Consider the following 22,226-nt stretch of genomic DNA (forward strand, 5'->3'; position numbering starts at 1 on the left):
CCAAGGAGCCGCCACCCCGGTCGTACGGCGGGACGGAGGGGTCACCCGGGTCGTACGGCAGGACGGGGGGGCGTCACCCGGGTCGTACGGCGGGACAGGAGGCGTCGCCCCGGTCCGTGCGGCTCAGGACAGCCAGGCCATCCCGATGACCAGGAAGACGACGAAGGCGATGGCCCCGGCCACGGCGGCGGTCTTGCGGGGGCGGCGCCGGGAGATCTCGGCGAGCCGGTCGCCCGCGCCCGAGGGCCGTTCGCGCCGACGCGACGAGGACCCCGTCCCGGCGCCCTGGGCGGACCCCCGCGCGGTCCTCTGCGGCGGTACGGGCGAGGGCACCGAGGGCGGCAGCGGCACGGACGCGGTCGCGGGGGCGTGAGCGGCGGGCGCGTGCGCGGGCGCGCGACCCGGGCCGGGCGCGTGCGCCGGTACGGGCCGGGCCGGGGCGGCGGACCGCGCGCCCGGACGCCGGTGCTGCGGCGGCACCGGCACCGGCCCCGCCGGGACGGCCTGCGGATAGCCGCGCCAGGCGCCGGAGGAGAACCAGTCCGCGATGCCCTGCGCCGGGGGCCGCTGCTCCGGCTGCTTGGCGAGCAGGCTCAGCAGATACGTCTCGAACTCGGGCGGGAGCACCGCGCCGAGACGGCTCGGCGGCACCGGGGCGGTGTCGATGTGCTGGTACAGCAGGGCGGTCGCGGTGTCCGCCTGGAACGGCGTGCGTCCGGTGAGGAGCTGGTAGAGAACACAGCCGAGCGAGTACACGTCGGACGCGGAGGAGGCGGGCTGGCCGAGGGCCCGCTCGGGCGCCAGATAGAGCCCCGTGCCCACGATCTGACCCGTCGTCGTGAGCGCCCCCGACGGGTCGTCGACGAACCGCGCGATGCCGAAGTCGGCCAGTTTGACCGTGCCGTCGCCGTCGACCAGCAGGTTTCCCGGCTTGATGTCCCGGTGCACGACGCCCTGCCGGTGCGCGGCGGCGAGCCCGGCGGCGGCGTGGGCCGCGACCACGGCGAGCCGTTCGGCGGGCAGCACCAGCGGTTCCGCGGGGGTCCCGGCGAGGCTGTCGCCCTCCACCAGCTCCATGACGAGGAACAGTTTCCCGTCCCAGGTGCCGAAGTCGAAGACGCCCACCACGTGCGGATGGCTCAGCCGCGCGGCCGTCTGCGCCTCCAGCCGGAACCGGTCGCCCGCGGACGGATCGGCCATCTGCGCCAGCATCAGCTTCACGGCCACGGACCGGCCCAGTACCTCGTCGGTGGCCCGCCACACCTCGCCCATGCCGCCCCGGCCGATACACACATGAAGCCGATATCGGTCCGCGACCAGCACCGGGAGACCACCCTTTCGACGATCGATCAACGTGACGGAAGAGAACCAGCCTAGAGCCGCCCGGCCCGCCCCTTCGCCGCACTCCCCCGTACCGGACCCCGCCGCCGCAGGACCGGCCGCCCGGCCACGGGTTCCCCTCACCCACCGGAAGCGCCCGGCCCGTTGCCGGAAGGGAGGCCCGGCCGCTGGCGGACCAGAGCCCCGACGTCGCCGGACGAGAGCCTGACCGCTGGCGAACCAGAGCCCGACCGCTGTCGGACGAGCCCGGCGATGGACGGACGGCAGCCCGGCCACCGCTGGAGAGGACGCCCGGCCGCCGCCGGGAGTGAATCCCTCCACGGCCGGAAGGGACGCGAGTCCCCGCCGAAGGCGGATTCGGCCGCTGCCGGAGGAGGTTCCGCCCCCTCCGGAAGGGACTCCGGGCGCCCCTGTCGCGGTTCCCGCCCGCCGAGAAGACTCCTACTACTGCCGAGACCGGATGCGTACTCCTGACCTGACGCGCCTGAGAACAGGCCGGGGACGAAGACCGGCACGGAGGGCCGTCGTCCCTGAGGGGGAGGTCACCGTGCCGCGCGGGGAACTGCCGGGATTGGTCCGGGTGTACGGCGGCGACACCGGGCCCGTGAAGGTGGGCGGGGTGCGGCTGCGCGCGTACCTCGCCGGGCTCGCCCTCGAAGGGCGGCCGTACGGTCCCGGTCGACGCGCTCGTCGACGGACTGTGGGGCGCCCGGCCGCCCACCGACGCGTCCAACGCGCTCCAGGCCCTTGGCGTCCCGGCTGCGGGCCGAACTGGGCTCGCCGAGGAAGAGGACCCGGGGGCAGCCAACCAGGGAGGCGGCCAGGTCGAGTTGCCGCCGTATCCCGCAGGAGAAGGCGGCGAGGGGCTCGCGGGCGACCTCGGTGGGGCCCAGGACTCCCACGACCCGCCCGGCAGGGACCTCCAGGCCGACACCGTCCAGGGCGGTGAAGTCCCCGTACTTCCTGGAACTTGCTGGTACTTCCTGTTCAGGCCCTCGGCCGGATCGCGTACGAGATGTTCCACGGCTCTTCGTCAGGTCTTCGTCCCGCCTTCGACGTTCCTGACGTGCCGGTCCCGGCTGACAGGCCCCGGACAGTCCGCTGACGGCCCCGCGTGGAGGTCTGCCAGCGGCTGTCGGGGGCTGTCAGAGGCCGTCAGGCGCGGTCGTCGGACCGGAGCAGCGCGCGGAGCGCGGCGGTGTCGAGGACCTGGGCGCGGGACGGGAGGACCCGCCGGAGCAGGACGTCCTGGACGTCGGGGTCGGGGTCGGCGACCCCGTCGGAGAGGACGAGGAGCCGGTAGTCGCGGTCGGCGGCGTCGAGGACGGTGGAGAGGACGACCCCACTGGTGCTGACGCCGGAGACGACCAGGGTGGTGATGCCGCGCTCGCGCAGCAGCCGGTCGAGGTCGGTGGTCGACAGGGCCCCGAACCGGGTCTTGCGCACGACGAGGTCGCCGTCCCGGGGCGCGAGGCGCGGAGGGAAGGCGGTGGCGGGGTCCTCGTGGTGCAGCGCGCGGTGCCGGGCCACCGCGGCGAAGGCCCTGTTGGTGTCGGGGATCGCGGCCCAGTCGGCCTCGGTGAAGCCCACGCGCACATGGGCGACGGTGCCGCCCGCGGCGCGGACGGCACCGACGGCCCCTTCCAGGCGGCCGATCAGGGCTTCGCGGCCGTCCTCCGCCAGCCCGGCGAGGATCGCGGGCTGGCAGTCCATGACGAGCAGCGCGGTACGGGCGGGGTCGAGCACGGGGGCGGTGGTCACGTGGGGATTCTCCTTCGGGGCCGGGAGGCTGTAGGCGGGGCGACGGCACGCGGGGCTTCTCTTTGAGGCCGGGGCCCGGACCGGGGCAGGGGCGGGGCCCGGACGCGGGCCCGGTCGCGGGCCCCGAAGTCTGGCCAGGATCCGATCCGGGGTCCGGTCAGGACCCGGGCCGGGAGTCCGGTCAGGAGTCCGGTCAGGAGTCCGGTCAGGAGTCCGGTCAGGAGTCCGGTCCGGCCACGGGTCCCCGTGCCGGGCGCCGCCGCGCGGGTGAGGTCCCGCTCCGGTCGGACCGGGGCAGCAGGAGCGGGGTCGCCAGGGCGAGCAGTCCCACGACCACGAGGGCGGTACGGGGTCCGGTGGCGGCGGCGAGCAGCCCGCCGAGCGCGGTGAGGACGGCGATGGACGCCTGCTGGGCGATCGACCAGGCGGTCAGGGTGCGGGCGACGAGGTGCCGGGGGGTGCGTTCGAGCCGGAGGGTGGCGAGCACCGGGGTGTACAGGCTCATGTGGACGATGATCGCCAGCTCGACGGCCATCACGGTGAGGAGTCCGACGGTGCCGGGACCGACGAGGGCGAGGCCGATCAGCCAGACGGCCCGCAGGGTGCCGACGACCCCGATGACCCGGCCCCGCCCGTACCGGGCCACGGTACGGCGGGCGAGCCGCGAGCCGACGAGCCCGCCGAGACAGGGGGCGGCGAAGGCGAGGGCGTACTGCCAGGGCGGGAACGCGAGGTCACGCAGCAGGAGCACGGCGAGGACCGGTTCGGTGGCCATGATCAGCCCGGAGACGGCCATGCCGTTGAGGCAGAGCGCCCGCAGGACGGGGTCGCGGAAGAGGTGCCGCCAGCCGTCGAGCAGGGCCCCGGTCGGTGCGCCGGCCCTGGCGGGGGCGGTGGTCCCCGCTCGTACGGTGGCCCCGGTCGGAGGGCGCGGTGGGGCCTCCTCCCGGCCGCCCGCCGCGACGAGGCAGAGCGCCGAGAGAAGGTGGCCGAGCGCGTCGGCGACCAGGGTGACGACCGGCCCGAACACCCCGATCGCGGCCCCGCCGAGCGGTGGTCCGACCGCGATGGAACTCCAGTTGGTGGACTCGAACCGGGCGTTGGCCACGAGCAGGTCCTCCGGCCGGAGCAGGGCCTTGAGGTAGGCGCCGGTCGCCGCGCCGGACGCGATCCTGGCGGCGGAGAGCGCGGCCGAGACCACGAACAGCTGCCCGAGGCCGAGGAGCCCGAGGGCGTACGCCACCGGGACCGACGCCAGGGCCGCGCACCGGACCAGATTCGTCACGATCATGACCGGGCGTTTGCGCCGGAACTCGACCCACGGAGCGAGCGGCACCGCGAGCAGCGCCCCCACGGCGGGCCCGGCGGCGGACAGCGCGGACACCTCGGCGGGACCCGCGCGCAGCACCAGTACGGCGATCAGCGGCAGGGCCCCGAAGCCCAGCCCGGAGCCGTACGCGCTCACCGCGTACGCCGCCCACAGCAGGCCGAAGCGCCGCCCCAGCCGTCTCCTGGCCATCCCGCCCCCGAGGTCCGTCCGAACAACCCGACACCGACCGGACAGAGGAAAGCGAGCGACCGTACCGCAGGTCAAACAACCGGAAACGGCAGATCCCACAACCAGTGGTTGTTCCCTAAGGTGATCCGTCATGGACTTCGAAGCGGTACGCACCTTCGTCGCCGTCGCGGAGGCGGGCCAGTTCCGGAAGGCGGCCGTCGACCTGTCGGTCACCCAGCAGGCCGTCTCCAAACGGATCGCCGCCCTGGAGCGGCACCTCGGGGTGCGGCTGTTCACCCGCACCCCGCACGGGGCCGAGCCCACCATCGACGGCCAGGCCCTCCTGCCGCACGCCCGGGAGCTGCTCCGGGTCGCGGACCGGGCCGTCGCGTCCGTGCGCGCGGGCCGTCGCCCGCTGCGGGTCGACGTGATCAACTCGCGGGGCGCGGTGTCGGGCCTGATGCGCGACTTCCACCGGGCGCACCCCGGGACCGAACTCGACGTGCTGATGATGCTGGACATCGACGCGGCGGTCGCCGCCCTCCGGTCCGGCGCCATCGACGCGTCCTTCCGGGCCGTCGCCGACCCCGGCCGTCCGCTGCCGGAGGACATCGCGTCCGTCCGGGTCCTCGACGAGCCGCTCCAGTTGCTCACCGGCCCCGGCCACGCGCTGGCGCGGGCCAGGTCGGTGACCGTCGCCGAGCTGGCCGGGCACCGGATCTGGATGCCCGGCATCGTGCCGGGGACGGAGTGGGCCGCCTACTACGACGACCTGGTCGCCGCGTTCGGTCTCACCATCGAGGCGACCGGCCCCAACTTCGGTTCGGACGCGCTCCTCGACACCGTCGCCGACACCCCGGCCCTGGCCACCTTCATGAGCGAGGGCACCCGGCTGGTGTGGCCCGCGGGCCACGGGCTGCGCCGCGTCCCGGTGACCGACCCGGTGCCGGTCTACCCGCACTCGCTCCTGTGGCACCGCGACAACCCCCACCCGGCCCTGACGGTCCTGCGCGCCCACCTCGCGGGGGTGTCCCCCGCCCCGGACGCCCCGGGCACCTGGCGCCCGGGGTGGACGAGACCGCACTGAGCGGGGCGGGCCGTCACAGGGTGGCCAGGACATGGGCGGCCCTGCGGGTGTCCCGCAGCGGCCGGAGCGCGAGGCGGACGAGGACCAGGGGGTTGTCGTCCCCGGCGGCCCGGTTGGTGCCCAGCTCCCCGCAGGACAGGCACTCGTGGATGATCATCCACTCGCCGTCGTCCCGGGCGCAGAGCCCCAGCGCCTCCATCCGGCCCCGGCAGGCCGAGGCCCGGTCGCCGGGGACGCGGTGGTCGACGTGCAGACTGGCCAGGCAGTGGGGGCAGTGGTTCCGGTGCGCGGTGCCGGGCGCGTCCAGCGGGACGTCCAGACGGCAGCCGACGCACCGGAAGCAGTCGGCCCGGTCGCGGATCCGGCCGTGCAGAACGGTCTTGGGCCGCTGCGGGCGCCGGTGGTGCGGGCGTCGGGTCATGACGGTTCCTCCTTCCGGATCAGTGGGCGCCGAACGCTTCGAGCGGGAACGGCGGTTGGGCCAGGGGGCGGACCGCCATCCGCATCAGGACGAGCTGGTTGTCGTCCGCGCGGACCGGCGAGGACGTCAGCTCGTCGCAGCGCGCGCAGCGGTGGATGACCCGCCAGTCGCCGGTGCGGAGCACGGCGACGGCGATCGGGACCATCCGGCCCTCGCAGTCGCTCGGCCCGCCCTCGACGTGGTCGAGGACGTGCCGGGAGTGCAGGCAGGACGGGCAGTGGTCGGCGGACGCGACGACGGTCAGGCCGCACGCGACGCAGGTGAAGGTGTGGGACACCCGGGGTGCTCCTTGCTGGAAGTGGTACGGGGCAGCAAGAGCAGGCCGAGCGGTCCTCGCCGGGGCCGTGACGACGGCCCGAAGAAGATGACGAAGGATTACGCGGCGTGGCGAGGCGCGCTCGGCGCGGTCCGGGACATCAACACATCCTTGGCAGTGACCCGAGAAGGGCCGATCGACGAAGGCCCCGCACACCAGCGGGACGTCGGGAGCCTAACAAGGCCCCTGCACCCCGCCAACCGGATTTACCCCCGGCCAGACCGTCCCGGATGGTTCGCAGACGTTCGCGTTCGTCCGCCGCTGTCCGTCGGTGTCGTCACGCGGTCAGACGCTCGGTGTGCAACGGCCGATCAGGGACGGGGCCGTTGTCGGCGCGGGCCTCCGCCGACCGCGCACCCTCTCTCGCGCCCACGTTCACGCGCGGTCCGCGCATCAGCGAGGCTCGTCGGACTCTCGCGCCCAGGCGTAGGGCATCGGCTCGTTCGTGTCCAGCACCCAGGGGTTGGGGTAGTTGGCGTGACATCCCGTGCACCGGGCGACGAACGTCCCGATCTCGGGGTTCGTCATGATGCTGTAGTTCGATGACGGCAGCGCGCGCATCACATAGCCGTTCGCAGTCGTCTCAAGCGCCGGCCACTCGGGCGAGCACTCACACGGCCTGTTCCTCGCGAACGTCTCGTCGCCCGGTGCCTCGTGCGTGTTCCGGAGCGTCGCGAAAAGTTTCCTCAGCGACTCCACGACGCCCCCTGTTCGTCCCTGGACGTTGATCACGCCTCCATGAGCCGATCAGGCTACCGCTGACGTCCAGCCCACCACCCGCCCCCGGGGCGGATCGGGTGGTACCCGAAGAACGCGTCCTCCCGGGGCCGTCCCCCTGGAGGTGATCTCCCGCCTCGTCGGGCACTCCGGGACGGCGGTCACCGAGGCGGTCTACCGGAAGCAGGTCCGGCCCGTGATCCAGACCGGTGCCGTGGCCATGGACGGGATCTTCGGCGTCGACCCGCGGCGGCCGTGGACACGCGGGAAGCGGTGGTCACGCGGATAGGCACGCGGACAGAAACAGGTGAGGCCGGTACTGGATCCAGTACCGGCCTCACCTGCTGTTACGGCTGTCGGGGTGGCGGGATTTGAACCCACGACCTCTTCGTCCCGAACGAAGCGCGCTGCCAAGCTGCGCTACACCCCGATGTCGCTGCGCTGTTCTTCACTTCGCGGCGACATCGATTACTTTAGCCCACGCGCGGGCTGAGGCGAAATCCGGTATTCGGGGGCTACGCGCGGGCCGTCAGGGTGAGGAGGGTGACCTCCGGCGGGCAGGCGAAGCGGACCGGGGTGTAGCGGCTGGTGCCGCAGCCGGCGGAGACGTGCAGGTACGAGGTCCGGCCCCCGGCCGTGTGGGTGGAGAGGCCCTTGACCCGGTCGGTGTCCAGGTCGCAGTTGGTGACGAGCGCCCCGTAGAAGGGGATGCACAGCTGCCCGCCGTGGGTGTGCCCGGCGAGGAGCAGCTCGTACCCGTCGGCCGTGAAGGCGTCGAGCGCGCGCAGGTACGGGGCGTGGACCACGCCCATCGTGAAGTCGGCGTCGGGGTCGGGGCCGCCCGTCACCCGCTCGTACCGGTCGCGCTTGATGTGCGGATCGTCGAGTCCCGTGAAGGCGAGGTCCGCCTGCGGCAGCTTGAGCCTGCCGCGGGTGTTGGTGAGGTTCGCCCAGCCCGCCGCGTCGAAGGCGTCCCGGATGCCCTCCCACGGGTTGTGGACGGCGCCGACGACCGGCTTGTTGCCGTTGAGCCCGTGACGGCCCTGCACCTTCTCCATCAGATAGAGGGCGGGGTTCCGCAGCCGGGGGCCGTAGTAGTCGTTGGAGCCGAAGACGTACACGCCCGGGAACTCCATGAGCGGGCCGAGAGCGTCCAGCAGCTCCGGTACGGCCTCCGGGTCCGAGAGGTTGTCGCCGGTGTTGACGACGAAGTCCGGGCGGAGGCCCGCGAGGGACTGGAGCCAGGCCCGCTTCTTCCGCTGGCCGCTCACCATGTGGATGTCGGAGACCTGGAGCACCCGCAGATCGCTCATGCCGGGCGGCAGCACCGGCACCGTCACGCGGCGGAGCCGGAACGAGCGGGCTTCGACCCCCGCCGCGTAGACGATTCCGGCGGCGGCCGTCGCCGTGAGACCTGCCGTGATCTTGAGGGGGATCCCGTACCGTGCGCGCATTCCCCCATCGTCGCAGACCCGACGAGGGGAAATGCGCGGGCGGGCGGGGCGCGACACCTGCCACACTTGGCCTCATGACCACGCTCAAGGAGAAGCTCAAGGCCGACCTCAACGCCGCGATCCGGGCACGCGACGAACTGCGTTCCTCGACCCTCCGGCTGACCATCACCGCCATCCAGAAGGAGGAGGTCGCGGGCACCACCAAGCGCGAGCTCTCCGACGACGAGGTGCAGAAGGTGATCGCCAAGGAGGCGAAGAAGCGCCGCGAGGCCGCGGACGCCTTCGCCCAGGGCGGCCGTACGGAGTCCGCCGAGCGGGAGAAGGCGGAGGGCGTCCTCCTCGACGCGTACCTGCCGAAGCAGCTCGGTGACGACGAACTCGACGCGATCGTCGCCGCCGCCGTCGAGGAGGCGCGGGCGGCGGGCGCCGAGGGGCCGCGCGCCATGGGCGCCATCATGAAGATCGTGAACCCGAAGGTGGCCGGTCGGGCGGAGGGCGGCCGGGTGGCCGCCACGGTGAAGAAGCTCCTCGCGGGCTGATCCGCCTCCGCCTCCGCTTCCTTCTCCGGTTCTCCGGTCCCGGGCTCGCGCCACGCGGACCCGGCGGAAGCCGGGCCGATCCCGGGCGGCCTGACCTCGGATGGTTCTACCTCGGACGGCCTGCCCTCATAGGTGGGCCGCCGCTCCAGGACAGCCGATTCCGGACGGGTCGCGGCCCCCAGGGCGAGTGACTCCAGATGGGTTGGTGGGTCGGTCTGGGACCGGCCGACACCGACCCGTCGTCGGCCCAGACCGACCGGTCCTCTGGCCTGGCCGATTCTCTGGCCCGACCGGGCGCCTCACCGACCGGCCCAGACCGGCCCCCGACCGAGCCGAGCAGACCCGACCCCGTCCCGCCCGCCGCGCGGACCCCGTACCGCATGAGGAAGGGCGCCCCACCGGAGTGGGGCGCCCTTCCTCATGTCCTCGGCGGGTGGGTCAGCGGTCTCCGCCGTCGTTGCCGTCCCCGTCACCGAACGCGCCCGGGGGGATCGTCATCCCGGGCAGCGGGTTCGTCGGGTCGTTGTCGCCCGGCTTGTTGTTGCCCGGCTTCCGCTTGTCGCGGTTCGGGCCCTCGTCGCCGTCCTCCGGCGACTTCGGCCTCTCGGCGCGCGGTACGGAGACGGCGGCGAAGCCCGGGGTCTGCCCGGCGTCCAGCGCGCCCGTCATCGCGATCTTCCAGATCGGGCCGGGAAGGCAGCCGCCGCAGACCTTGTCGTAGTACTCGCCGCCGATGGTGATGTCGAACATCGACTTCTTCTCGCCGATGTCGTCACCGACCCAGACGGCGGTGGAGAGGTTCGGGGTGTAGCCGACGAACCAGGCGTCCTTGCGGTCGTTGGTCGTACCGGTCTTGCCCGCGTTGTCCCGGTCGCTCAGACCGGCCTTGGTACCCGTGCCGTCCTCGACGACACCCTTCAGCATCTGGTTGATCGTGTCGGCGGTGCGCTCGCTCATCGCCCGGGTGCACTTGGTGTCCGGCACGTTCAGCTTGTCGCCGTTGGCGGCCTTCACGGACTCGATGGCGATCGGGGTGCAGTAGATGCCCCGGTTGGCGAAGGTCGCGTAGACGGTCGCCATGTCGAGCGGGGTGCTCTCCTGGGCCCCGAGGGTGATCGAGGGGAGTTCCTTGACCTTCTTGCCGAGCTCGCGCTCGTACCCCATGTTCTTCGCCATCGTGATCGTCTCGCAGAGGCCGGCCATCTGCTCCAGCTTGGCGAAGTACGTGTTGATGGACTTGCCGAGGGCGCTGGTCATGTCGAAGGCGCCCTCCTCCGACTCCAGCTCGTTGCCGATCTCCCAGGTGGCGTAGCCCGCGGGCTTGCCGTCACAGCGGGTGTAGTCCTTCTCCGGGATGTTGATCTTCCACGGGGTGTCGAAGGACTGCGCCGGGCTCAGCCCCTTCTCCAGGGCCGCCGCGGCCGTGATCGGCTTGAACGTCGAGCCGGTCTGGAAGCCGTACGTGGTGCCGCCCATCTTGCTGCCGACGGCCAGGTTCAGCGTGGTCTGGTGCTGCTTCTGGTCCAGGCCGTACGGGCGGGACTGGCCCATCGAGAGGATCTTGCCGCTGCCGGGCTGGACCTGCACCACCGAGGCGGCGACCTGGTCGTCCTTGTTGATCTTCGCGATGGCGGCCTCGTTGGCGGCGGCCTGCGCGCGCGGCGAGAGCGTGGTCCTGACGGTGAGACCGCCGAGGTTCCACAGCTTCGTGCGCTCCTCGGCGGTCTTGCCGAAGACCGGGTCGTTGAGGATCGTCTTGCGGACGTAGTCGCAGAAGAAGCCGGAGCCCGCGACGGCGGTGATGCAGCCGTTCTTCGGCATCTTCACCTTCAGCTTCAGCGGGGTCGCCTTCGCCTTCTCCGCCTCGGCCTGGCTGATGTCCTTCACGTCGGCCATCCGCTGGAGGACCACGTTGCGGCGCTTGGTGGCTTCCTGGATGTCGTTGACCGGGTCGTAGCGGCTCGGCGACTGCACGAGACCGGCCATCATCGCCGCCTCGCCCAGGGTCAGGTCGGCGGCGCGCTTGGAGAAGTACCGCTGCGAGGCCGCCTCGATGCCGTACGCCTGCTGCCCGAAGAAGGTGATGTTGAGGTAGTTCTCCAGGATCTTCTTCTTGCCCAGCTCCTCCTCGACCTGGATCGCGAACTTCAGCTCGCGGACCTTGCGGCCGATGGTCTGCTGGGTGGCCTGCGCGACCTTCTCCGGGTCGTCACCGGCCTCCTCGACGAAGACGTTCTTCACGTACTGCTGGGTCAGCGTGGACGCGCCCTCCGAGACGCCACCGGACTGCGCGTTCTTGTTGATCGCGCGCAGCACGCCCTTGAGGTCGACCGCCCCGTGCTCGTAGAAGCGTCCGTCCTCGATCGCGACGATCGCCTTCTGCATGTACGGGGAGATCTTGTCGAGCGGGACGACCGTCCGGTCCCGCGAGTACACCGTGGCGATCAGACCGCCCTCGGAGTCCAGGATCTTGGTGCGCTGACTCAGCGGAGGAGTCTTCAGATTGGAGGGGATCTCGTCGAACCCCTCGACCGTGCCCTTCGCGGCCAGTCCGAACACCCCGGCCGCGGGCAGGGCGATACCCGCCAGCACGGCTCCGGAGAGCACGCTGACACCGAGGAACTTGGCGGCCTGCTGGGTCCCGGTCAGACCACCGCCCGAGCGCTTCTTTGCCATGGGGGCAGCCTACGTTCTCATTCGCCGGACACACGTATATGCCTTGGCCTAAGCTGCTCCCAACTGTCACAGCAGTGTGGTCCGGCATCAAGACCCGGGTGTGACATCGACATGAAATCCCGCGACCCCGAAGCGCGGGCGGCTCGTGTCCGATTACGGCTCATGCGTCATGCGGTGTCCCGAGCGGACCCGAGCGATACGGGCATGTCCAGGCGGTATGTCCATTAGCACGCGCATGTCCTCCGGTCACTCCTCTGGGTGATCTGACGCGTACGCATAGTCCGTTCGGGCCATCCAAGATTGGGCCTGAAGGGGGTGTTGCGGCGTCCCGGCCTTCCGTAACGTCCCAACTGGCAGCGGTGAATATGCCGCTGTCGCCGTGGGGGAGCCTCGATTCGGGAGAGGACGGCGCCGGTATGGGCTGGGTAGCTGACTGGAGTGCGCAGGCGGCCTGCCGCACTACCGATCCGGATGAACTTTTCGTCCAGGGAGCGGCGCAGAACAGGGCGAAGGCGGTGTGCACCGGATGCCCGGTGCGGACCGAGTGCCTCGCCGACGCCCTCGACAACCGCGTGGAGTTCGGTGTGTGGGGCGGCATGACGGAGCGCGAGCGCCGCGCGTTGCTGCGCCGCAGGCCGACCGTCACCTCGTGGCGCCGTCTCCTGGAGACCGCGCGCACGGAGTACGAGCGCGGAGCGGGCCTGCTGCCCGTGGCCATGGAGGACGACGCGACGTACGAGGCGTACGCGGCGGTGGGCTAGCCCCGGGTGGGCGCGGGCGCCGATCCTTGGACGCCGCGTACACACCGGCCAGACGCCGGCCCCGGGTGGGCGCGCGAGCGCCGGAGCGACTCGACCCCGGTGGGTCCGGTCCTCCATGAAGTCGTCAGCCCCGCTCGGGCGGGCGACCCGGCACGTACGGACTCCGGCGCCGAGGCGCGGGGGGCCCGTCGATCGCTCAGGCCGAGCCCGTCCGCCCGGCTGTGAGACGGTCACCGATGGCCCGTAGTCCGGCGAGGTCGTGCACATCGCCGGGCAGGGCGGCCACCTCGGTCACCGCCACCTCGGGGTGGAGCGCGGTGAAGCGGTCGCGTGTGCGCCGCTCGCGCGCGAGCACCCGCATCCGCTCGGAGTGCAGGCGCAATAGTCCCGCGGTGAGCTGCCGTACGTCCGCCTCGGTCTCCGCGCCCGCGTGCGGATCGGCACCGGACGCCACGGGCGTGTGTATGTCCCCGCCGATGCCCACGTCCACGGGTGTGTCCGCACCGAGGTCCGGGGGGGCGGTCACGTCTCTTCCCACGGTCACGTCCGCGTCCGCTTCGGTGGCCGGGTCGTGCGCGTCTGTTTCCTGTGCCGGGTCGGCTGTGGGGGCAGCCTCGGATACGGAAAGGGCGGCGGCGGTGGCGATGTCGGAAGGCTCGGGGTCGGTGGCCGGGGAGCCACTCCGACGATTCTTCCCGGCCATCTGATCCACCATGCGTCCCTCCTCAAGATTTTCCGCGGCGGCCCGCGCCCGCTCGGCCGAGAGTCCGGCGGCGCCGCTGCCGTGCACCCGGTTGAGGACCAGTCCGGCCAGCGGCATCCGCTCGGCGGCCAGCCGCTCCACGAAGTACGCGGCCTCGCGCAGCGCGTCCCGCTCCGGCGTGGCCACCACCAGGAAGGCCGTGCCCGGCGCCTGGAGCAGCCGGTACGTGGCGTCCGCGCGGGTCCTGAACCCGCCGAACATCGTGTCCATCGCGGCGACGAACGTCTGCACGTCCCTGAGGAACTGACCCCCCAACAGCTTCCCCAGGGTCCCCGTCATCATCGACATCCCCACGTTGAGGAACTTCATCCCGGCCCGGCCGCCCACCTTCGCCGGTGCCATCAGGAGCTTGATGAACGTCCCGTCGAGGAAGGAACCCAGCCGCTTCGGCGCGTCCAGGAAGTCGAGGGCGGACCGCGACGGCGGGGTGTCCACCACGATCAGGTCCCACTCGTCACGGGCCCGGAGCTGGCCCAGCTTCTCCATCGCCATGTACTCCTGGGTACCGGCGAACCCGGCCGACAGGGACTGGTAGAAGGGGTTCTCCAGGATCGCCCGCGCCCGCTCGGGCTCCGCGTGCGCCTCGACGATCTCGTCGAAGGTCCGCTTCATGTCCAGCATCATGGCGTGCAGTTCGCCGCCGTCGGAGCCCTTGACGCCCGCCACCCGGCGCGGGGTGTTGTCCAGGGAGTCGATGCCCATCGACTGGGCGAGACGGCGGGCCGGGTCGATGGTGAGGACCACCACCCGCCGCCCGCGCTCCGCCGCCCGCACACCGAGCGCCGCCGCCGTGGTCGTCTTCCCGACACCGCCCGAACCGCAGCAGACGATGATGCGGGTGCCCCGGTCGTCGAGCAGCGGATCGAGCTCCAGGACGGGAGCCGCGTCGAGACCGCCCCCCACCGACGACTTCTGCGTCTGCGTCACGCGCCCACCCCTTGCCTCCGCAGTTCCTTCGCGAGCCGGTAGAGACCCGCGATGTCCGCCCCGTCCCCCAGGAAGGGCAGCTCGTACGTCGGCACGCCGATGCCGTCGAGGGCCTCGCGCTGGGCCCGCTCCAGCTCCACCCGCCGCGCGTGCTCCGCCGCCTCGGCGAGCAGCGGATCGACCAGTTCCGCGCCCCCCGGCACTCCGGCGGCCACCAGCGTCCGCGCGACCGCGTCGCGGTGTCCGCCGGAGGCGGCCCGCAGCGCGGCGGCGTCCAGGACGTGCGGCCGGACCATGTTCACCACGACCCGGCCCACCGGCAGTTCGGCGCCCCGCAGCTCCGCGACGCCGTCCGCGGTCTCCTGGACCGGCATCTCCTCCAGCAGGGTCACCAGATGGACCGCGGTCTCGGGGGACTTGAGGACCCGCATCACGGCCTGCGCCTGGTTGTGTATCGGACCGATCCTGGCCAGGCCCGCCACCTCGTCGTTCACATTGAGGAAGCGGGTGACGCGGCCCGTCGGGGGCGCGTCCATGACCACGTGGTCATAGGTGTGGCCGCCGTGCTTCTCGCGTCTGCGGACCGCCTCGCAGGCCTTGCCGGTCAGCAGGACGTCCCGGACGCCCGGCGCTATCGTCGTCGCGAAGTCGATCGCGCCGAGCTTCTTCAGGGCCCGCCCGGCCCCGCCCAGCTTGTAGAACATCTGGAGGTAGTCGAGGAGCGCGCGCTCGGCGTCGATCGCCAGCGCGTACACCTCGCCGCCGCCCGGCGCGACGGCGATCTTGCGCTCCTCGTACGGAAGGGCCTCCGTCTCGAAGAGCTGTGCGATGCCCTGTCTGCCTTCGACCTCGACGAGGAGGGTCCGCTTCCCCTCCGTCGCGAGGGCGAGGGCGAGGGCGGCGGCGACCGTCGTCTTACCGGTACCGCCCTTGCCACTGACGACCTGGAGCCTGCTCACGTTGTCGAGCCTAACCACTGGCGGCGGCGCCCAATCAGGAGACCGCCCCGGAGAAGTCACCTAGGGGGCTCCTGAGGGGCGGTCTCGGCGGGACAGGTCCGCGGCAGCGGATACAGTCGGCTCCATGACCAAGTGGGAGTACGTCACGGTGCCGCTTCTGGTGCACGCGACCAAGCAGATTCTGGACACCTGGGGCGAGGACGGCTGGGAGCTCGTCCAGGTCGTTCCCGGGCCGAACCCCGAGCAGCTCGTGGCCTACCTGAAGCGGGCCAAGTCGTGAGCGGGGCCGTCGAGGCGAAGCTCGCCGAGCTCGGCCTGACCCTGCCGGAGGTCGTGCCGCCGCTGGCCGCGTACCAGCCGGCCGTGCGCTCCGGCGCGTACGTCTACACCTCGGGTCAGCTCCCGATGGTGGGCGGCGAGCTCCAGCTGACCGGCAAGGTCGGCGCCGAGGTCACCGCCGAGGAGGCCAAGCAGCTCGCGGCCACCTGCGCGCTGAACGCGCTCGCGGCCGTGAAGTCGGTCGCCGGTGACCTGGACCGGATCAAGCGGGTCGTCAAGGTCGTCGGCTTCGTCGCCTCCGCCCCCGACTTCACCGGGCAGCCGGGCGTCGTCAACGGCGCCAGCGAGCTGCTCGGCGCGGTCCTCGGCGAGAAGGGCGTGCACGCGCGCAGCGCCGTCGGCGTGGCCGTACTGCCGCTCGACGCGCCCGTCGAGGTCGAGGTCCAGGTGGAGCTGGTCGAGGGCTGACCCCCACCACCACGCGCTCAGGGCCGGTTCCCCGTGACGGGGAACCGGCCCTCGTGCATTCGCGGCCCGGCGCATAGCATCCGGCCATGTCGACGAATGGTCAGCCGCAGCAGTCGGAGCAGGGGCCGGAACAGGTGCCGGAACGGCCGGATCAGCGGCACGCGGAGCGGCCGGAGCAGCCGGGTCAGCCGGAGCGGTCGGACCTGCGGGAGCCGGAGCACCCGGCCCCTCGGCGGACCGAGCGGGCCGAGCGGGCCGGGCAGACCGAGCGGACCGGGCAGACCGGGCGGCGGTCCGACGGCCAGTGGTACCCGGCCGAGTGGCCCGACCGCATCCGCGCCCTCACCGCCGGCGAGTTGGTTCCGGTGGACGCCCGGCCCGCCGCCACCGTCATGCTCCTGCGGGACGCGCCCGAGGGACCCGAGGTCCACATGCTGCGCCGCCGGACCTCCATGGCCTTCGCGGGGGGCGCGTACGCCTACCCCGGCGGCGGTGTCGACCCGCGTGACGAGCAGCCGGTGCGCTGGGCGGGCCCCGGTCTGGAGACCTGGGCCGCACGGCTCGGTCTGGACGATCCCGCGCGGGCGCAGGCCGTGGTGTGCGCGGCCGTGCGCGAGACGTACGAGGAGGCGGGCGTCCTGCTCGCCGGGGAGACCGCCGACGGCGTCGTCGGCGACACGACCGGCGCGGACTGGGAGCGGGACCGGGAGGCGCTGGTCGCCCGGGAGCTGTCCTTCGCGGACTTCCTGGACCGGCGGGGGCTGGTGCTGCGCTCGGACCTGCTGGGCGCGTGGGCGCGGTGGATCACGCCGGAGTTCGAGCGGCGCCGGTACGACACCTGGTTCTTCGTGGCCGCGCTGCCCGCCGGACAGCGCACCCGCAACGCCTCCACGGAGGCCGACCGCACGGTGTGGACCCGCCCCGCCGAGGCCGCCGCCGGGTACGACCGGGGCGAGCTGACGATGATGCCGCCGACGATCTCGACGCTGCGGACCCTGGAGCCGTACGGCACGGCGGCGCGGGCGCTGGCCGCCGCCGGGGAGCGGGACCTGGCGCCGGTGCTCGCGCGGGCGCGCCTGGAGGGCGACGAGCTGGTCCTGAGCTGGCCGGGGCACGAGGAGTTCACCAAGATCGTCCCGCTGGGGGGTGCGCGGTGAGCGACGCCGCCGCGCTGCCGGGGCAGCCGCGAGGAGTGGTGGCCTCCGGGCCCGCGACCACCCGCGCCGTGAACGTCCTCGCGCCGAACCCGTCGGCGATGACCCTGGACGGCACCAACACCTGGCTGCTGTCCGAGCCCGGTTCGGACCTCGCCGTGGTCGTCGATCCCGGTCCGCTGGACGAGGGGCACCTGAGCGGGGTGGTCGCGACCGCCGAGCGCCTCGGCAAGCGGGTCGCGCTCACCCTGCTGACCCACGGGCACCCGGACCACGCGGAGGGCGCGGGCCGGTTCGCGGAGCTGACGGGGACGCCCGTACGGGCCCTGGACCCGGCGCTGCGGCTCGGCGACGAGGGCCTCGGCGCGGGGCAGGTGGTGACGGTCGGCGGTCTGGAGCTGCGGGTGGTCGCGACCCCCGGGCACACCTCGGACTCGCTCTCCTTCCATCTGCCGGCCGACGGGGCGGTGCTGACGGGGGACACGGTCCTGGGGCGCGGGACGACGATGGTGGCGCATCCGGACGGGCGGCTCGGGGAGTACCTGGACTCGCTGCGGCGGCTCCGGTCGCTGACGGTCGACGACGGGGTGCGCACGGTCCTGCCGGGGCACGGCCCGGTCCTGGAGGACGCGCAGGGGGCGCTGGAGTTCTATCTGGCGCACCGGGCGGCCCGGCTCGCGCAGGTGGCGGCGGCGGTCGAGGCGGGCTGCCGGACGTCGGCGGAGGTGGTGGCCCGGGTGTACGCGGACGTGGACCGTTCGCTGTGGCCCGCGGCGGAGCTGTCCGTACGGGCGCAGCTGGAGTACCTGCGGGAGCGCGGCGGGAGCTGAGCCGGGCGGCGCGGCGGTCCGTGGGCGTCATGGGCGGGTACGGGGCCCGTCGCCCGGTTCCGGGGCCGGGTGCGTCACGATCCTGTCCCGAGGTGGGACCCGGCCCTTCGGTCTCTTTGACCTGTGCTTTACGCTCCGCTTACTTCTGTTGTCAGCTTTCGGGGGGAACGCCCGTGTTCGTCGTCGCCATCCTGCTGCTCATAGCCGCAGTGGTGCTCTACTTCGTCGCCCGCTCCAACGACTCGAAGGGGCTGCGCCTCGGCGCGATCGGCGCGGCGGTCGCCGGTCTCCTCTCGCTGGTCACGAGCATGACGTACGTGATCAGCGCGTACGAGGTGGGTGTCCCGGTCGCCTTCGGCAAGGTCGGTTCGCCGATGACCTCGGGTATGCACGTGAAGTCGCCCTTCACCGAGGTCACGACCTTCTCGACCCGCCCGGTCGACCTCAACCTCTCCGACAAGGACGTGGTCGAGGTCCGCTCCTCGCAGGGCGGTGTCATGTACGCGGAGGTGACGGTGAAGTGGGCCGTCGTCCCGTCCAAGGCCGTGGAGCTGTACAAGCTCGCGGGCAGCGAGGACGCCATCCAGCAGCGGCTCGTCTTCCCGGACAGCCGTGAGATCGTCCGGAACGTCTTCGCCCGCTATTCGAGCGAGCAGGGGTACGCCTCCGACCGCGAGAAGATCAACGCCGAGATCGCCACCCTGGTCGAGGAGCGGCTGGCCCCGCGCGGGATCGTCGTCACCACGGTGAACCTGCGCAATGTGAAGCCCTCGGAGGCCCTCCAGGGCCAGATCGACCGCAAGATCCAGCAGCAGCAGGCCACCGAGCGGGCCACCGAGGCCGCCCGGACCGCGAAGGCCGAGTCCGACCGGCGCCGGATCGAGGCGGAGGGCATCGCCCGCGCCAACCGGATCCTGAACGACTCGCTGACGGACAAGGTCCTGATGAACCAGTGCATCGACGCGTTCAAGGAAGCGGCGGGGAAGAACGCGATCTACACCGTGCCCTGCGGGAACGGTTCCTCCACCCCGGTGATCGTGGACGGCTCGAAGCGCTGACCGCGCGCGCCTGACATACGAGGAGGCCCCCCGGTCCTGACGGACCGGGGGGCCTCCTCGCGTACGGGAGCGACTATCGCGAGCGCTTCGCGAGGCGCTCCACGTCGAGCAGGATCACGGCGCGGGCCTCCAGGCGCAGCCAGCCGCGCTGGGCGAAGTCGGCGAGCGCCTTGTTGACCGTCTCGCGGGAGGCGCCGACCAGCTGGGCCAGCTCCTCCTGGGTGAGGTCGTGCACGACGTGGATGCCCTCCTCCGACTGCACGCCGAAGCGGCGCGACAGGTCGAGGAGCGCGCGGGCGACCCGGCCGGGGACGTCCGAGAAGACCAGGTCGGACATCTGGTCGTTGGTCTTGCGCAGGCGGCGGGCGACCGCGCGCAGCAGGGCGGTGGCCACCTCGGGGCGCGCGTTCAGCCAGGGCTGGAGGTCGCCGTGGCCCAGACCGAGCAGCTTGACCTCGGTCAGCGCGGTCGCGGTCGCGGTGCGCGGGCCCGGGTCGAAGAGGGACAGCTCGCCGATGAGCTCGCCGGGGCCGAGGACGGCCAGCATGTTCTCGCGGCCGTCGGGGGAGGTGCGGTGCAGCTTCACCTTGCCCTCGGTCACCACGTACAGGCGGTCACCCGGGTCGCCCTCGTGGAAGAGCGCGTCACCTCGGGCGAGGGTCGCCTCGCCCATCGAGGCGCGCAGCTCAGCAGCCTGCTCGTCATCGAGCGCCGCGAAGAGCGGGGCGCGCCGCAGAACGTCGTCCACGAGTTCTCTCCATACTGTCGACCTGCTCAGGGACCTGGCTGGGTCCCATGATGCCGGACGTACAAAACAGTGCGATCAATCACAACAAGTTTGACCCACCGAGTCGCTCTTCCGTACGTCAGGGGCCCGATTGGGGGCTGATCGGCCACGCCCGGGACGGATGTCGGCGGCGGCGCCTAGGCTGGCCGGGTGTCCAACTCGCCGGTGAGAGCGCAGGCCAAGGGGGCTGAAAGAGTGTCGGCCGAAGGTAATTCCGCCGTGGGCGAACACGGTGTGCCGAAACGGGCAAAAGCCGTGAAACGGAAGTCGGCCGCGCCGGAACGCGGGACGACGGCACCGAGGACCGGGACGTCGAAGGGCGGTACGGCGAAGGTCGGGACCTCGAAGGGCGGGGCCACCAGGACCTCGGCGCCGAAGAAGGCCACGGCCGCCACCAGGGCCGCGAAGAAGTCGTCGGCCTCCCCCGCCCCGAGGAAGGCCACGGCTTCCGGGGCGACCGCTTCCGGGGCCACGGCCTCCCCGCCCGCGAAGAAGCCGGTGACGGCCGGGACGGCGACGGCCGGAGCCCAGGCCATGGCCGGAACCAAGGCCACGGCCGCCGAGGCCACATCCTCCGCCGCACCCGCGAAGAAGCCCGCCGCCAAGCCCGCCGCCAAGCCCGTCGCCAGGGCGACCGCCAAGCGCGTCGCCAAGGCCACCGCCGCCAAGGCCACCGCCACCAAGCCCCGGGCCTCCGCCGCCACGACCGCGCCCGGCACCCCGACCCCGACCGCCGGGGCCGCGCCGGAGTCGCGGATCGCCATGGTCCGCCGGGCCCGCCGGATCAACCGCGAGCTCGCCGAGGTCTACCCGTACGCCCATCCCGAGCTGGACTTCCGCAACCCCTTCGAGCTGCTCGTCGCCACGGTCCTCTCCGCCCAGACCACCGATCTGCGGGTCAACCAGACCACCCCGGCCCTCTTCGCCGCGTACCCGACCCCCGAGGACCTGGCCGCCGCCGTCCCCGAGGAGGTCGAGGAGCTGATCCGCCCCACCGGCTTCTTCCGCGCCAAGACCAAGTCGATCATGGGCCTCTCGGCCGCCCTCCGCGACGACTTCGGCGGCGAGGTCCCCGGCCGTCTCGACGACCTCGTCACACTGCCGGGCGTCGGCCGCAAGACCGCCTTCGTCGTCCTCGGCAACGCCTTCGGCGTCCCCGGCATCACCGTCGACACCCACTTCATGCGGCTCGCCCGGCGCTGGCGGTGGACCGCCTCCACCGACCCCGTGAAGATCGAGGCCGAGGTCGCCACCCTCTTCCCGAAGAGCGAGTGGACCATGCTCTCGCACCGGGTGATCTTCCACGGCCGCCGCATCTGCCACGCCCGCAGACCCGCCTGCGGGGCCTGCCCCATCACCCACCTCTGCCCCTCGTACGGAGAGGGCGAGACCGACCCGGAGAAGGCGAAGAAGCTGCTCAAGTACGAGAAGGGCGGCCTCCCCGGCCAGCGGCTCAACCCGCCCCCGGACTACCCCGGCCGCCCGGCACCCCCGCTGGGCGCGCGCGACTGAGCCCGCCCGCCGGCGGCCCGCGCCGGAGCCCGGACCCGGGGAACGAACCCGTACATCGACCGCGTTGTGAACCACGGGGGTGCCTATGACGCGCACTGACGAACAGATCCACGGGCCGGGCAGCGACGGCCTGCTCAGCCGGGACGGGCTGCCCGGCTGGCTCGGCCCCGTCGACCGGGCCGCCCGCACGGTCCGGCCCGAGCAGCTCAGCCGCTTCCTGCCGCCCGCCAGCGGAGCGGGCCGCCAGTCCGCCGTCCTCGTCCTCTTCGGCGAGGGCGAGCGCGGCCCCGAACTGCTCCTCATGGAGCGGTCCGGCAGCCTCCGCTCGCACGCCGGACAGCCCTCCTTCCCCGGCGGCGCCCTCGACCCCGAGGACGGCCCCCCGGCCGACGGCGGTCTCCTGCGCGCCGCCCTCCGCGAAGCCCGGGAGGAGACCGGACTCGACCCGGCGGGCGTCCAGCTCTTCGGCGTCCTGCCCCGGCTCTACATCCCGGTCAGCGGCTTCGTCGTCACCCCCGTCCTCGGCTGGTGGCGCACCCCCAGCCCGGTCGACGCCGTCGACCCCGGCGAGACCGCCCGCGTCTTCACCGTCCCCGTGGCGGATCTCACGGACCCCGCGAACCGCGCCACCGCGATCCACCCGAGCGGCCACCGGGGCCCCGCGTTCCTGGTCGCGTCCGCCCTGGTCTGGGGGTTCACCGCCGGGGTGATCGACCGGCTGCTCCACTTCTCCGGCTGGGAGCGACCCTGGGACCACGCCAAGCAGGTCCCGCTCGACTGGCGGTCATGACAGGCTGAACCCGGCGCGCGGGCCGACCACCCGGCGCCCGCCCTCCCGGCCAACAGGCTGCCCCTCCG

Annotated in this window: 22 protein-coding genes, 1 tRNA gene and 1 pseudogene; 11 read left to right on the top strand and 13 right to left on the bottom strand. The window is 72.7% G+C overall.

Translation table 11 applies throughout. From position 1 onward, the window contains the following. Positions 1-123: 123 nt before the first annotated feature. The 3 genes from ACFXGN_RS06315 to ACFXGN_RS06325 all read right to left on the bottom strand — a co-directional run bounded on the left by ACFXGN_RS06315 (position 124) and on the right by ACFXGN_RS06325 (position 4,621). A complete protein-coding gene (locus ACFXGN_RS06315) occupies positions 124-1,323 on the bottom strand; it encodes a serine/threonine-protein kinase (protein WP_384854144.1) in 1,200 nt (399 codons plus the stop codon). A 1,173-nt stretch (positions 1,324-2,496) separates the two neighbouring features. Further along, complete coding sequence (locus tag ACFXGN_RS06320; RefSeq protein WP_384854147.1) at positions 2,497-3,102, bottom strand: cysteine hydrolase family protein; 606 nt, start codon at positions 3,100-3,102, stop codon at positions 2,497-2,499. 217 nt (positions 3,103-3,319) lie between these two features. Continuing rightward, complete coding sequence (locus tag ACFXGN_RS06325; RefSeq protein WP_384854150.1) at positions 3,320-4,621, bottom strand: MFS transporter; 1,302 nt, start codon at positions 4,619-4,621, stop codon at positions 3,320-3,322. Between the two features lie 130 nt (positions 4,622-4,751). Here ACFXGN_RS06325 and ACFXGN_RS06330 point away from each other — a divergent pair, with 130 nt between their 5' ends. Continuing rightward, positions 4,752-5,687, top strand: a complete 936-nt coding sequence (locus ACFXGN_RS06330; RefSeq protein ID WP_384854153.1) for a LysR family transcriptional regulator — start codon at positions 4,752-4,754, stop codon at positions 5,685-5,687. Between the two features lie 13 nt (positions 5,688-5,700). Here ACFXGN_RS06330 and ACFXGN_RS06335 read toward each other — a convergent pair whose 3' ends face one another. The 3 genes from ACFXGN_RS06335 to ACFXGN_RS06345 form a co-directional block, all read right to left on the bottom strand. Beyond that, a complete protein-coding gene (locus ACFXGN_RS06335) occupies positions 5,701-6,108 on the bottom strand; it encodes an RNHCP domain-containing protein (protein ID WP_384854156.1) in 408 nt (135 codons plus the stop codon). 19 nt (positions 6,109-6,127) lie between these two features. Beyond that, positions 6,128-6,445, bottom strand: coding sequence for an RNHCP domain-containing protein (locus ACFXGN_RS06340; RefSeq protein ID WP_384854159.1), 318 nt, complete (start codon positions 6,443-6,445; stop codon positions 6,128-6,130). A gap of 432 nt (positions 6,446-6,877) precedes the next feature. Continuing rightward, positions 6,878-7,216, bottom strand: a complete 339-nt coding sequence (locus ACFXGN_RS06345; protein ID WP_384854162.1) for a hypothetical protein — start codon at positions 7,214-7,216, stop codon at positions 6,878-6,880. A gap of 97 nt (positions 7,217-7,313) precedes the next feature. On the opposite strand from ACFXGN_RS06345, the pseudogene ACFXGN_RS06350 reads away from it, so the two are divergent. Continuing rightward, a pseudogene (locus tag ACFXGN_RS06350) lies at positions 7,314-7,490 on the top strand (site-specific integrase); the annotation flags it as partial. A gap of 67 nt (positions 7,491-7,557) precedes the next feature. Here the strand turns inward: ACFXGN_RS06350 and ACFXGN_RS06355 are convergent. Both ACFXGN_RS06355 and ACFXGN_RS06360 read right to left on the bottom strand, forming a co-directional pair. Next, positions 7,558-7,631, bottom strand: a tRNA-Pro gene (locus ACFXGN_RS06355). Positions 7,632-7,716: 85 nt separating this feature from the next. Further along, a complete protein-coding gene (locus ACFXGN_RS06360; protein ID WP_384854164.1) occupies positions 7,717-8,655 on the bottom strand; it encodes a metallophosphoesterase in 939 nt (312 codons plus the stop codon). A 74-nt stretch (positions 8,656-8,729) separates the two neighbouring features. Between ACFXGN_RS06360 and ACFXGN_RS06365 the strand changes: the two genes are divergently transcribed. Further along, positions 8,730-9,194, top strand: a complete 465-nt coding sequence (locus ACFXGN_RS06365) for a GatB/YqeY domain-containing protein (RefSeq protein ID WP_384854167.1) — start codon at positions 8,730-8,732, stop codon at positions 9,192-9,194. A gap of 438 nt (positions 9,195-9,632) precedes the next feature. Here ACFXGN_RS06365 and ACFXGN_RS06370 read toward each other — a convergent pair whose 3' ends face one another. Continuing rightward, positions 9,633-11,870 carry a transglycosylase domain-containing protein gene (locus ACFXGN_RS06370; RefSeq protein ID WP_384854169.1) on the bottom strand — a complete coding sequence of 746 codons (2,238 nt, stop codon included), beginning with the start codon at positions 11,868-11,870 and terminating at the stop codon, positions 9,633-9,635. A gap of 416 nt (positions 11,871-12,286) precedes the next feature. On the opposite strand from ACFXGN_RS06370, the gene ACFXGN_RS06375 reads away from it, so the two are divergent. Further along, a complete protein-coding gene (locus ACFXGN_RS06375) occupies positions 12,287-12,631 on the top strand; it encodes a WhiB family transcriptional regulator (protein WP_026058363.1) in 345 nt (114 codons plus the stop codon). Between the two features lie 196 nt (positions 12,632-12,827). Here ACFXGN_RS06375 and ACFXGN_RS06380 read toward each other — a convergent pair whose 3' ends face one another. Beyond that, positions 12,828-14,321, bottom strand: a complete 1,494-nt coding sequence (locus ACFXGN_RS06380) for an ArsA-related P-loop ATPase (protein ID WP_384854172.1) — start codon at positions 14,319-14,321, stop codon at positions 12,828-12,830. After that, positions 14,318-15,280 carry an ArsA family ATPase gene (locus ACFXGN_RS06385; protein ID WP_384854175.1) on the bottom strand — a complete coding sequence of 321 codons (963 nt, stop codon included), beginning with the start codon at positions 15,278-15,280 and terminating at the stop codon, positions 14,318-14,320. Before ACFXGN_RS06385 ends, ACFXGN_RS06380 begins: the two co-directional genes overlap by 4 nt. A 124-nt stretch (positions 15,281-15,404) precedes the next feature. Between ACFXGN_RS06385 and ACFXGN_RS06390 the strand changes: the two genes are divergently transcribed. The 5 genes from ACFXGN_RS06390 (at position 15,405) to ACFXGN_RS06410 (ending at position 19,069) form a co-directional block, all read left to right on the top strand. Then, positions 15,405-15,560 carry a hypothetical protein gene (locus ACFXGN_RS06390; RefSeq protein WP_351785977.1) on the top strand — a complete coding sequence of 52 codons (156 nt, stop codon included), beginning with the start codon at positions 15,405-15,407 and terminating at the stop codon, positions 15,558-15,560. Continuing rightward, positions 15,557-16,027, top strand: coding sequence for a RidA family protein (locus ACFXGN_RS06395; protein ID WP_366442012.1), 471 nt, complete (start codon positions 15,557-15,559; stop codon positions 16,025-16,027). Before ACFXGN_RS06390 ends, ACFXGN_RS06395 begins: the two co-directional genes overlap by 4 nt. 86 nt (positions 16,028-16,113) lie before the next feature. Beyond that, entirely contained in the window at positions 16,114-17,184 is a 1,071-nt protein-coding gene (locus tag ACFXGN_RS06400) for an NUDIX hydrolase (RefSeq protein WP_384854177.1), read from the top strand. Next, positions 17,181-18,011 (top strand): MBL fold metallo-hydrolase, encoded by an 831-nt coding sequence (locus ACFXGN_RS06405; protein ID WP_384854179.1) that lies wholly within the window; start codon positions 17,181-17,183, stop codon positions 18,009-18,011. Before ACFXGN_RS06400 ends, ACFXGN_RS06405 begins: the two co-directional genes overlap by 4 nt. Before the next feature lie 173 nt (positions 18,012-18,184). Continuing rightward, positions 18,185-19,069: a prohibitin family protein gene (locus tag ACFXGN_RS06410; protein ID WP_384854181.1), complete on the top strand. Its 885-nt coding sequence runs from the start codon at positions 18,185-18,187 to the stop codon at positions 19,067-19,069. 73 nt (positions 19,070-19,142) lie between these two features. On the opposite strand, the gene ACFXGN_RS06415 is transcribed toward ACFXGN_RS06410, so the two are convergent. After that, positions 19,143-19,817 (bottom strand): Crp/Fnr family transcriptional regulator, encoded by a 675-nt coding sequence (locus ACFXGN_RS06415; protein ID WP_351785964.1) that lies wholly within the window; start codon positions 19,815-19,817, stop codon positions 19,143-19,145. Between the two features lie 176 nt (positions 19,818-19,993). Further along, positions 19,994-20,392: a hypothetical protein gene (locus ACFXGN_RS06420; protein WP_384854184.1), complete on the bottom strand. Its 399-nt coding sequence runs from the start codon at positions 20,390-20,392 to the stop codon at positions 19,994-19,996. Between ACFXGN_RS06420 and nth the strand changes: the two genes are divergently transcribed. Together nth and ACFXGN_RS06430 are read left to right on the top strand one after the other, a co-directional pair. Beyond that, positions 20,391-21,368: an endonuclease III gene (nth, locus tag ACFXGN_RS06425; RefSeq protein WP_384854187.1), complete on the top strand. Its 978-nt coding sequence runs from the start codon at positions 20,391-20,393 to the stop codon at positions 21,366-21,368. The two genes, ACFXGN_RS06420 and nth, sit on opposite strands and share 2 nt — an antisense overlap. 85 nt (positions 21,369-21,453) lie before the next feature. Further along, the gene (locus tag ACFXGN_RS06430; protein ID WP_351785958.1) at positions 21,454-22,158 is read left to right on the top strand and encodes a CoA pyrophosphatase; all 705 of its coding nucleotides are present in this window, start codon (positions 21,454-21,456) and stop codon (positions 22,156-22,158) included. Positions 22,159-22,226: the final 68 nt, after the last annotated feature.

Origin of the sequence: Streptomyces sp. NPDC059247, from assembly GCF_042754005.1 — a bacterium.
Lineage (GTDB): Bacteria > Actinomycetota > Actinomycetes > Streptomycetales > Streptomycetaceae > Streptomyces.

Coding starts and splice junctions, on each gene's coding strand:
- ACFXGN_RS06325 (WP_384854150.1), bottom strand. CDS start 4,621: ATGGCCAGGAGACGGCTGGGGCGGCGCTTCGGCCTGCTGTGGGCGGCG.
- ACFXGN_RS06330 (WP_384854153.1), top strand. CDS start 4,752: ATGGACTTCGAAGCGGTACGCACCTTCGTCGCCGTCGCGGAGGCGGGC.
- ACFXGN_RS06335 (WP_384854156.1), bottom strand. CDS start 6,108: ATGACCCGACGCCCGCACCACCGGCGCCCGCAGCGGCCCAAGACCGTT.
- ACFXGN_RS06360 (WP_384854164.1), bottom strand. CDS start 8,655: ATGCGCGCACGGTACGGGATCCCCCTCAAGATCACGGCAGGTCTCACG.
- ACFXGN_RS06365 (WP_384854167.1), top strand. CDS start 8,730: ATGACCACGCTCAAGGAGAAGCTCAAGGCCGACCTCAACGCCGCGATC.
- ACFXGN_RS06370 (WP_384854169.1), bottom strand. CDS start 11,870: ATGGCAAAGAAGCGCTCGGGCGGTGGTCTGACCGGGACCCAGCAGGCC.
- ACFXGN_RS06375 (WP_026058363.1), top strand. CDS start 12,287: ATGGGCTGGGTAGCTGACTGGAGTGCGCAGGCGGCCTGCCGCACTACC.
- ACFXGN_RS06390 (WP_351785977.1), top strand. CDS start 15,405: ATGACCAAGTGGGAGTACGTCACGGTGCCGCTTCTGGTGCACGCGACC.
- ACFXGN_RS06400 (WP_384854177.1), top strand. CDS start 16,114: ATGTCGACGAATGGTCAGCCGCAGCAGTCGGAGCAGGGGCCGGAACAG.
- nth (WP_384854187.1), top strand. CDS start 20,391: ATGGCCGGAACCAAGGCCACGGCCGCCGAGGCCACATCCTCCGCCGCA.
- ACFXGN_RS06420 (WP_384854184.1), bottom strand. CDS start 20,392: ATGGCCTGGGCTCCGGCCGTCGCCGTCCCGGCCGTCACCGGCTTCTTC.
- ACFXGN_RS06430 (WP_351785958.1), top strand. CDS start 21,454: ATGACGCGCACTGACGAACAGATCCACGGGCCGGGCAGCGACGGCCTG.